The 9701-nt window shown below is 72.5% G+C and carries 6 protein-coding genes and 1 pseudogene; 2 read left to right on the forward strand and 5 right to left on the reverse strand.

All coding sequences use genetic code 11. The features are described from left to right. Positions 1-104 precede the first annotated feature (104 nt). The gene (locus tag D455_RS0120630; protein WP_017572590.1) at positions 105-2336 is read right to left on the reverse strand and encodes an MMPL family transporter; all 2232 of its coding nucleotides are present in this window, start codon (positions 2334-2336) and stop codon (positions 105-107) included. Positions 2337-2485: 149 nt separating this feature from the next. On the opposite strand from D455_RS0120630, the gene D455_RS0120635 reads away from it, so the two are divergent. Together D455_RS0120635 and D455_RS31170 are read left to right on the forward strand one after the other, a co-directional pair. Beyond that, the gene (locus tag D455_RS0120635; RefSeq protein WP_017572591.1) at positions 2486-3268 is read left to right on the forward strand and encodes a TetR/AcrR family transcriptional regulator; all 783 of its coding nucleotides are present in this window, start codon (positions 2486-2488) and stop codon (positions 3266-3268) included. Between the two features lie 503 nt (positions 3269-3771). After that, positions 3772-4626, forward strand: coding sequence for a neutral zinc metallopeptidase (locus D455_RS31170; RefSeq protein WP_017572592.1), 855 nt, complete (start codon positions 3772-3774; stop codon positions 4624-4626). A 37-nt stretch (positions 4627-4663) separates the two neighbouring features. On the opposite strand, the gene D455_RS0120645 is transcribed toward D455_RS31170, so the two are convergent. From D455_RS0120645 to D455_RS31175, 4 genes and pseudogenes are all read right to left on the reverse strand, one after another. After that, positions 4664-6058 carry an FAD-dependent oxidoreductase gene (locus tag D455_RS0120645; protein WP_017572593.1) on the reverse strand — a complete coding sequence of 465 codons (1395 nt, stop codon included), beginning with the start codon at positions 6056-6058 and terminating at the stop codon, positions 4664-4666. A 75-nt stretch (positions 6059-6133) separates the two neighbouring features. After that, positions 6134-8059, reverse strand: a complete 1926-nt coding sequence (dxs, locus tag D455_RS0120650) for a 1-deoxy-D-xylulose-5-phosphate synthase (RefSeq protein ID WP_017572594.1) — start codon at positions 8057-8059, stop codon at positions 6134-6136. A gap of 298 nt (positions 8060-8357) precedes the next feature. Beyond that, positions 8358-9146, reverse strand: coding sequence for a sulfite exporter TauE/SafE family protein (locus D455_RS0120655; RefSeq protein ID WP_017572595.1), 789 nt, complete (start codon positions 9144-9146; stop codon positions 8358-8360). Between the two features lie 344 nt (positions 9147-9490). After that, positions 9491-9701, reverse strand: a pseudogene (locus tag D455_RS31175) (sugar ABC transporter permease); the annotation flags it as partial.

Here is a 9701-nt window from a genome sequence, read left to right on the forward strand (position 1 = left end):
CTCCGACGGTTCCTCCCGTGAGTCCGGGGGGTGGGGTGATCGTCGGTGTCGCGGCCATGGCCTCCCGCCCCTCCGGGGCGGGGCTCGGGGCGTCGGGAAGGTGGTCAGACGCCCGCGGACACCCTGCCGTTCTCCCTCGCCCCAGCGGCGGGCACGGGCTCCTCCTCGTCGTCACCGCCCTCGGAGATGCCGATCCGGTCGTGCAGCCAGCGCAGGGGCCGGGGCAGCCACCAGTTGGCGCCGCCCAGCAGACGCATCGTCGCGGGCACCATCACCGCGCGGACGAGGGTGGCGTCCACCAGCACGGCGATGGCCAGGCCGATGCCGATGACCTTCAGGAAGAGCAGGTCCGAGGTTCCCATCGCCAGGAGCACCACCATCAGCAGGACGGCCGCGCTGGTGATGATCTGGCCTGTGTGCTGGAGCCCCGCCGCCACCGAACGCGTGTTGTCACCACCGCGCAGGTACTCCTCACGCACCCGGCTGAGCAGGAACAGTTCGTAGTCCATCGCCAGTCCGAACGCGACGACGGTGATCAGCACGAGGTAGGTGGGGTCGATGGTGCCGACCGCGTCGAAGCCGAGCAGCCCGGCGAAGGCTCCCTCCTGGAAGCCCCAGACCACCACGCCCAGGGAGGCACCCAGGGACAGAGCGCCCATGAGTACGGCCTTGACCGGCAGGACGATCGAGCCGAAGGCGAGGAAGAGCAGGAGCAGGGTCGCCGCGGCGACGAAGCCCACGGTCATGGGCGCCGCGTCGACGATCGCCGCCACATTGTCCTGCTGCATGGCGGCCACACCGCCGACCAGGGTCTCCTCCGCTCCCTCCGGGGCGGGTGCGGCGCGGACGTCGCGCACCAGCTGGGCGACCTCCGGGGAGTCGGAGGCGCCCTGGTAGGCGACCACGACGTGGGCGACGCCGTCACCGGTGCGCTCCACGCGGGCGGCCGATGCCTCGGGCAGGTCCTCCAGGTTCCGGGCGTACTCCTCCAGGGCCTCGTCGGTGGTGTCGCCGAGCACAGCGACGTCGAGCCTGCCCAGGCCCCCGCCGGGGAAGTCCTCGGACACCGCCTCGGTGGCGATCCGGCTTCCGGAGTCGGCGGGCAGGTAGCGCTGGTCGGTGGAGCCGAGCTGGGTGGCGGCCAGTCCGGAGCTGAAGACCAGCAGGACGCCGCCGACCGCGACCAGGGACACGGCGGGGCCGCGCATGACGACGCGGGCCAGGCGCCACCAGGCCCCGGTGCGCTCGTGCACGGCACCGGTGACGGTACGGCGGGGCAGCGGCAGGGGAAGCCTGAGGCGGTCGATCCCGCGGCCGACCACGGCCATCAGTGCGGGCAGGAAGACCAGCGCGGCCAGCAGGTCGAACACCACGACGGCGATACCGCCCCAGCCGATCGACTTGAGGATGGGCTGGGGGAAGAAGAGCAGGCCCGCGAAGGCGATGCCGACGGTGATCCCGGAGAAGGCCACGGTGCGCCCGGCGGTGTCGACGGTGCGGCTCACGGCGTCGGCGATGCCGCGGCCCCGCCCCAGTTCCTCGCGGAACCGGCTGACCATGAACAGCCCGTAGTCGATCGCCAGCCCCAGACCCAGGATGGTGGCGACGTTGATCGCGAACACCGACACCTCGGTGACGTGGGTGAGGGCCCGCAGGAGCGTCAGCGATCCCAGGATGGCCAGGCCGCCGACGGTGAGCGGCACCAGGCCCGCGACGACCCCGCCGAAGATCAGCACGAGCAGGAACAGCAGGATCGGCAGGGTGATGAGCTCGGCGCGCACGACGTCGCTCTCGGCGCTCTCCATCAGCTCGTGCTCGATCGCCACCGGGCCGCCCAGGTGGACCTCCAGGTTGCTGGAGGACAGGTGTTCGGCCGCTTCCCCGTACTGGTGGAGGCGGTCGGCGCGGGTCTCCCCGCTGAGGGTCACGGGGACGTAGGTGGCCTGTTGGTCCTCGGACACGAGCATGCCGCGCTCGGTCCTGCCGAGGTCCTCGTCGAGGTAGGTGTCGAAGTCCGCGACCGCGTCCTCGGGCATGTCCTCGGCGATCCGCTGGATGGCCGCCGCGAAGGTGGGGTTGTCCACCCGGATCTCGTCGCTGCGGTAGACCGCGACGACGTCGACGCCGTCGTGGCCCAGTTCCTCCTCCAGGACGCGGGCGGCCCGCGAGGACTCCGAGTCCGGGTCCTCGAAGCCGCTGTCGCTGACGTCGGAGAAGACCCCCGAGCCCCAGACTCCGGAGAAGACGGCGAAGAGCGCGGTGGCGGCGAGGACCGCCCAGCGCCAGCGGTGGACCCCCCGCCCGAGCCGCCCGAAAAGCCCCGTGTGTGTCGGCATACGCCGCCCCTCCAGGAAACAGCCCTCATGTCCGTTAACAGCGTTTGCTAACGGTGTTCACTAAAACGTGCGGGCGTTACGATGTCAATATCGTCGACGAGGACCACAGCGCCCGGACCGGGCGCCTGAGACGGGGTGTACCGCAGCAGATGACGAAACCGCAGCTGGGCCGGGGCGCCGGGAGGCCGAGCCGCCGCGAGCGTGTGCGCGAGGCCACACTCGCGGAGATCAAGGGGATCGCCCGCGACCTCCTGGTCGAACACGGCGCCGCCGGGGTGTCCCTGCGTGCCATCGCCCGGGAGATGGGCATGACCGCTCCGGGACTGTACCGCTACGTCTCGGGGATCGACTCGCTGCTGGTACTGATCACCGCGGACATGTTCCAGGAACTGGGCGACGCGGTGGCCGCGGCCGACGCCAGCGTCCCGCCCGAGGACACCGACCTGCGCATCCTCACCTCGCTGCGCGCCTTCCGGACCTGGGCGACCGAGCACCGGGCCGAGTTCGCCACCATGTTCGGCCCGCGCGCGCGCCTGGCACCCGAGACGGACATCACACCCGCGGTGGAGGCCGGGCGGCGCTTCGGCGCGACCTTCTACACCCTCTTCGACCGGTTGCTGTCGGAGGAGCGGTTCGTGCTGCCCGACGGGGAGCGCATCACCCCCGAACTGGCCCGTGAGCTGCGTGCCTTCGCCGACACCTGCGGCTTCTCGGCGCCGCACATCCCGGTGGAGGCGATCATGGTGCTCAGCACGTGCTGGGTGCGCCTGTACGGGGTCGTGTGCATGGAGGTTTTCGAGCACCTCAACTTCGTGATGCGCGACATGGAACCACTCTTCGAGTCCGAGCTTCAGAACATGTTGACGGGCCTCGGGGTCCACTACCGGCCACCGGAAGGCAGCACTCCGGCTGCCATGAGTACGCCTGGTTAAGCCCCATACTGGAGGTCTGCGACTCTTGCCGGATTCGCCCCAGGCGAAGATGGCCAGCCCGGCACGCTGCGGCGACGATAGCGAGGACGGACCCCGTGGAGAACCCATCCGGCGGTGAGCGGCCCGGGGGCGAGGCCCCCCGACCCGAGCGGCCCGACCCGGGAGGCACCCACCCCTTCGGCGAACCCGCCGGCCACCAGCCCCCGGACCCGCGGCACGCCCCGTACACGGGACCGGTACACCCCCAGGCACCGCGACCGGTACCGACGGCGCCCGCGTCCCGACCGACGGCTCCCCCGCCGCACGCGTTCCAACCGCCCGTGCGGCAGGCACCCGTGCGGCAGCCGCCCGGACCCCCCGTTCCACCCCCGTTCCCGCCCCACGCGCCGCCCCACACCGTCCCGCCCGGCGGCTTCCCCGGGGGCCACCAGGGCACCGGTTGGTACCCGCCCGTCCACCCGTGGGCGCCGCCCCCGGCGCGGCCGAACCCGCGCCACGGCCGCGTGGGAGTCCTGGTCGGCTCCTCCGCGGCCGCCGCGATCGCCCTCGTCGCCCTGGCCGCGAGCATCCTCATCGTCGTCACCACCCCCCAGGAGGAACCGCCCTCCCACGGCACCGACCTGTCCGCCCTCTACGACGAGCGCCTGCTGGCGCGGCCGAACACGGTGGAGGTCGACCTGGTCGACCATCCCCTCTACGACGCCACCATGCCCACGCGGGTCGACTGCGACGTTCCCGACCTGAACGGGGAGTCCGACGAGTCCTGGGAGGAGTTCGCGACCGTCACCGGGGAGTGCCTGGACTCCCTGTGGGCGCCGGTGATGACCGACCTGGGCCTGTCCGTGGAGACCCCCGAGTTCGTCGTCACCCGGGACGCCCCCGACTCCCCCGGCGGCGAGGAGGGGTACACGCTCGCCTACTACGAGAGCGACCTGGCCCGCATCACCGTCGTGCTGCCCAACGTGCGCCACCTGGGTGCCCTCCTCCCGCCGGGCCAGAGCGAGGAGGTCTGGCTCGCCCTGATCGGCCACGAGTACGGACACCATGTGCAGCACGCCACGGGCATCCTCGACGTCGCCCACGGCCTGCGCGCGAAGGCCGGAAGCGAGCAGGAGGAACTGGAGGCGCTGCGCCGCACCGAACTCCAGGCCGAGTGCATGGCCGGGGTGGGCCTGCGGGGGCTCACCGACGCCGACGAGGAGGCGTTGGAGATCGCCAACACCCACTTCAACAGCGGGGGCGACCTCGACACGCACGGCAGCGCCATCAACCGGGCGTTCTGGCTGGAACAGGGGTGGACCGAGACGACCATGACGGCCTGCAACACCTACGGAGCCGAGACCGGCCAGGTCGCCTGACCCCGCCCTGCCCCCGGCCCCGGTCCCGGACGTCCGGTCAGCCGCCCACGACCCTGCGGTAGGCCTCCCAGCCGTGGAGCTTGACCCGTTCACCGCGGTCCAGCTCCACGGCCTGGTCGGCCTCGGCGGTGTCGATGCGCAGCCAGTCCTCGTAGTCGCTGTGGGCGATTCCGCGCTCGTCCAGCACCGTCTCCAGCGGCACCAGCTCCGGGGCCGCCGCACGCAGCGACTCGGCGTCCTCCAGCAGGGCGCGTACGGTCCCGGCGGCGTCGGACTTGTTGGTGCCGATCACCCCGGTGGCGCCCCGCTTGATCCACCCGGCCACGTAGTCGCCCGGGACCACGGTGCCGTCGGTGTCCAGGACGCGCCCCCTCTCCTGGGGGACGGTGCGCCCGGCGGGGTCGAAGGGCACGCCGGGCAGCGGAACGCCCGCGTACCCCACCGAACGCAGCACCATCCCGGCGGGCAGGTCGGTGGTCTCGCCGGTGCCCGTCAGGCGCCCCTCGGCGTCCAGTCGGGTGGACTCCACGCGCACGCCCGTCACCCGCTCCTCCCCCAGGAGCTCCTGGGGGCGGGACCAGAAGTGCAGGCGGACGGTGCGGGAACGCCCCCGGGGCTCGTGCTCGGCGTGCTCCCGCAGGAGCCTGAGGTTGGTGCGGGCGGCGCGGGCGACCTCGCGCAGCTCCGGGGCTCCGGTGCCCACGGCGGTGGGATCGATGTCGATCTGGTCCGCGGGCACGACGACGTCCGCTCCGGGCAGTTCGAGCAGGTCGCGCAGTTCGGGTGCGGTGAACTTGGCCTGGAGGGGACCGCGTCGGGAGAGCAGGTGGACGGTGCGCACGCGGCTGGCGGCGAGCACGTCCAGGACCGGCTGCGGGATGTCGGTGTGGCGGAGCTCGTCGGCGGTCTTGGCGAGGATGCGGACCACGTCCAGGGCGACGTTGCCCGCCCCGACCACGACGACCTCCTCCGCGTCGAGCACGAACCGCTCCAGCGCGGTGTCGGGGTGCCCGCAGTACCAGTTGACGAAGTCGGTGGCGGCCACGCTGCCGGGCAGATCCTCCCCCGGCACGTCCATGCGGCGGTCGACGCTGGCGCCGGTCGCGTAGACGACGGCGTGGTGGGTGCGGGCCAGGTCGGCACGGGTGAGGTCACCACCGAACTCGACCCCGCCGACGAAGCGCACGTCGGGGTGTTCCAGGACCCTGCGCAGTGCCCGGGCCACACCCTTGATCTTGGTGTGGTCGGGGGCCACGCCGTAGCGCACCAGCCCGTAGGGGGTGGGCAGGCGGTCCATGACGTCGACCCGGACGGGGACGCGCCCCTGGCGGGTGAGGGCGTCGGCCGCGTAGACGCCCGCCGGGCCGGATCCGACCACGGCCACCCGGAGCGGTTCGTCGGTGCGCTGCTGCTCAGGTTCGGGAGAGCTCATGTGCCCATTCTGGCAGCCCGGGGGCGTCCCCCGGGCTGCCGACGGGTGGGCGGTCCCGTGGTCGGGCGTCCCCGCTCAGGCGGTCTCGTCGGCCAGTTCACCGGCGGGCTTGGCGTCGGTGCGGCGGGAGACGGTCTCGGTGAGCTTGCGGGACAGTTCCTGGGGGGTCAGGCCCTGTTCACGCAGGATGTCGTCGCGCTTGGCGTGGTCCAGGAACTCCTGCGCGATGCCGAACGTACGCACCGGCACGTCGACGTCGTGGTCGCGCAGCAGGCGGGCCACGGCGTCGCCGACGGCGCCGGTGCGGCCGTTGTCCTCGATGACGGCGACGACGCTGTGCTCGGCGGCCTCGGCGACGAGGGCCTCGTCCAACGGCTTGACCCACCGGGGGTCGACGACGGTGACGCCCAGCCCCTGTGCGGCCATCCGGTCGGCGACCTCGCAGGCGACCTGGGCCATGGTGCCCACGCCCACGATGAGCAGGTCCCTGGAGTCACCGCTGTCGGAGGCGCGGCGGAGCAGGTCCATGGAGCCCACCCTGCCGATCGCGTCCACCTGCTCGGCGACGGCTCCCTTGGGGTAGCGCACGACGGTGGGGGCGTCGTCGACGGCGACGGCCTCGCGCACCAGGGCGCGCAGGCGCTCGGCGTCGCGGGGCGCGGCCAGGCGCAGCCCCGGGACCACCTGGAGGATGGACATGTCCCACATGCCGTTGTGGCTGGCGCCGTCGCTGCCGGTGATGCCCGCCCGGTCCAGGCAGAACGTGACGCCCTGGCGGTGCAGGGCGGCGTCCATGAGCACCTGGTCGAAACAGCGGTTGAGGAAGGTGGCGTAGACGGCCACGACCGGGTGCAGGCCGTTCATGGCCATGCCGGTGGCGGAGGTGGCCGCGTGCTGCTCGGCGATGCCCACGTCGAAGACGCGCTCGGGGTAGGCCTCGGCGAACTTGTTGAGGCCGGTGGGGTGGAGCATGGCGGCGGTGATGGCCACCACGTCCGGGCGCTCGTCACCGATCTCCACCATGGTGTCGGCGAAGACCGAGGTCCACTTGACCGCCTTCGGGCCGGGCTTGGCCTGGCCGGTGGCCACGTCGAAGGGTCCCGGGGCGTGGAACTGGTCCTCGTCGTGGTTCTCCGCGGGGGCGTAGCCCTTGCCCTTCTGGGTGAGGCAGTGGACGATCACCGGGCCGCCGAAGTCGCGGGCGCGGCGCAGGGCCGTCTCCAGGGCCTGCTCGTCGTGGCCGTCGATGGGCCCCAGGTACTTCAGGCCCAGGTCCTCGAACATCATCTGCGGCTGGATGGCGTCCTTGAGGCCCTTCTTGATGCCGTGCAGCGCCTCGTATATGGGCTGGCCGACCACCGGCGTGCGGTTGAGGGTGGTCTTGGCCAGGTCCAGGGCCTGCTCGTAGCCGGGGGCCATGCGCAGGGAGGCCATGTGGTCGGCCAGCCCGCCCGTGGTGGGCGAGTAGGAGCGGCCGTTGTCGTTGACCACGATGACCAGGCGCCGGTCCTTGCGCTCGGCGATGTTGTTGAGCGCCTCCCAGGCCATGCCGCCGGTGAGGGCTCCGTCGCCGATGACCGCGACCACGGTGCGGTCCCGGAGGTTCCTGACCTCGTTGGCCTTGGCCATGCCGTCGGCGTAGGACAGGGCGGTGGAGGCGTGGGAGTTCTCGACGAAGTCGTGCTCGGACTCGGCGCGGGAGGGGTAACCGGACAGGCCGCCCTCGGACTTGAGGTTGGTGAAGTCGTGGCGTCCGGTGAGGATCTTGTGCGCGTAGGCCTGGTGGCCGGTGTCGAAGAGGATGGGGTCCTTCGGGGAGTCGAAGACCCGGTGCAGCGCGATGGTCAGTTCGACGACGCCGAGGCTGGGGCCCAGGTGCCCGCCGGTCTGCGAGCAGGAGTCGACCAGGAAGTCCCGGATCTCCTGTGCCAGCGCAGGGAGCTGGTCGGCCGGGAGCTTCTTGAGCGCTTCCGGATTGTGTATCGACTCGAACAGTGCCACTGTCTCGTCAGTCCCCTCGTCCCGCGTGTCCGTTGCGTCTGCCTCCCCGCGCCCCTGACGTGGGCCCGGCTTGGCTACCGGCAGGTATACATACCCGAGTTTATGGGCCTACGTTCCCGGGTCGTACCCAGCCCCGCCGAGGTTGGGGCCCCGGAAGCGCCGCCGGTACGGTCTCCCCGGTGACCGGCGGCGCGCGGGGCGCCGCCGGGTTCCGGGTTTTCGCGTACATTACTCGGTCCCGGAACCACGTCGGCCCTGGTCACTCCCGGTGACGGCTCCGACGCGGCGGGAACGCGGCTCACCCGAACGCGGCCTGGGCGAGCAGGCCCAGCGCGGAGGTGGACACCACCGCCAGCAGGGCGACGCGCATCCGCCCGGCGTTGACGCGGCGGCGCAGCGCCGTACCGGCGAGGAAGCCGGCGATGACGAGGGGGACGGCGCAGAACCCGACGACGGTGGTCCGGGTGTCCATCTGACCGCCCACGGCCAGCGCCGTCAGGGAGACCGCCCCGCCGAGGAGGAAGAACGCGGCCAGGGTGGCGCGGATCCTGGAGGGCTCCTCGTGCTGGTACAGCAGCGCCATGGGAGGGCCGCCGATCGTGGTGGCGGTGCCCGTGAAACCGGACAGGGTTCCGGCCGCCACGAGCGAGACCGGGGTGATGCGCACCCGCAGCGACCAGGCCGAGAGCGCGACCGCCACGAGCACCATCGCCCCGACGGCACCGGCGAGGGCGCGCGGGTCCAGGACCGCGACCACCCACACGCCCAGGACGGTTCCGGGCAGGCGCGCGGGCAGCCCCCAGGCGATTCCCCGCCAGTCCACGTGGCGCCACTCCTGGAGGAGCGTGAGCGCGGGCAGGATGATCACGGTGACCAGGAGCGCCCCGGGCATGAGGGTGGGATCCAGGAAGGACAGGACGGGGGCGGCGACCATGCCGAGCCCCAGTCCGACGGTGCTCTGCACGAGGGCCCCGGCCAGGACGGCGACCGCCGCGCAGAGGACGAACGCCCACAGGTCGTCCGGGGCGAGCAGACCGTGGCCGCTGGGGGCGAGGATCTCCGCGGGTGCGGGGAGTTCCGGGAACATGGCGTGCGACGTTACATCCCCACCTCTCCGGTCGGGTTCAGGAGGTCGGAGGATGGGATGACAGCGGCGCCTGACGTCGGCCGCCGTCCACGTGGGCCGGGGCCAGTGCGCGCCGCGGGGTCCGGAGGGTCGAGCGCTGGGTGTCGCGCGGGAGGATCTCGGCGGGTTCGCCCCGCCCCGTGGCGGTCTCCCCGGCTCCCGTACGGAGACGCCTTCGGCCNGCACCGACGGCCGAGGCCACGGGGACCCGGCCCGGCGTCTGGGTCGCCGGACCGGGTCGGAGCGGGCGGCGACGGCGGGGAGTGGGCGCCGTCACCGCCCCGGGAGAGGGCCTGTCCGCCTCCTCACCCGCCTCCCCTGGCGTGGGTCTTGCGACCCCGGCGGGAGGCCGCGTCCAGGATGACCGCGATCAGCAGCACCGCCGCGGTGATCATGAACCGGACCGCGGTGTTCATCTGGAGCAGCAGGAGGCCGGAGGTGATCGCGCCCAGGACCAGACCGCCCAGGAGGGCGGAGTAGGCGTTGCCCCGGCCGCCGAAGAGGCTGGGGCCGCCG

The organism is Nocardiopsis halotolerans DSM 44410 (assembly GCF_000341065.1).
GTDB lineage: Bacteria > Actinomycetota > Actinomycetes > Streptosporangiales > Streptosporangiaceae > Nocardiopsis > Nocardiopsis halotolerans.